Below are 480 nucleotides of genomic sequence, written 5' to 3'. Positions count from 1 at the left end.
TCAGTGACCGACAATTGCCAGACAAAGCTATTGATCTAGTAGATGAGGCTGCGAGCCAAATTCGTATGGAGATGGATTCGAAGCCAGAGTCCTTAGATAAGTTAGAGCGTCGACTCATTCAGCTCAAAATTGAACGAGAAGCTTTAAAGAAAGAAAAGGATGAAGGTTCAAAGAAATCCTTGTTAGAACTTAACAAACGTATTGAGACTGTCGAAAAAGAATTTGCCGATCTTGAAGAAGTTTGGACGTCAGAAAAAGCTGCCTTGCAAGGTTCGCAGCAAGTGAAAAGTCAGCTAGAGCAGGCGCGTGTTGAGCTTGATACAGCGCGTCGTAACGGTGATTTAGGACTTATGTCGGAACTGCAATATGGCAAAATTCCGGAGTTAGAGCGTCAGTTAGACATGGCGAGCCAGGCGGAGATGGTGGGTATGACCTTGTTACGTAACCGCGTGACAGAGGAAGAGATCGCCGAGACGGTTT

1 pseudogene is annotated in these 480 nt (G+C 45.6%); it reads left to right on the top strand.

Annotated features, from left to right (window positions below):
• Positions 1–480 (top strand): annotated as a pseudogene (locus A3762_RS07065) (type VI secretion system ATPase TssH); the annotation flags it as partial.

This window comes from Oleiphilus sp. HI0125 (assembly GCF_001635355.1).
The sequence above is the reverse complement of the archived record's forward strand: the minus strand, read 5'-3'. Positions and strand labels throughout refer to the sequence as shown.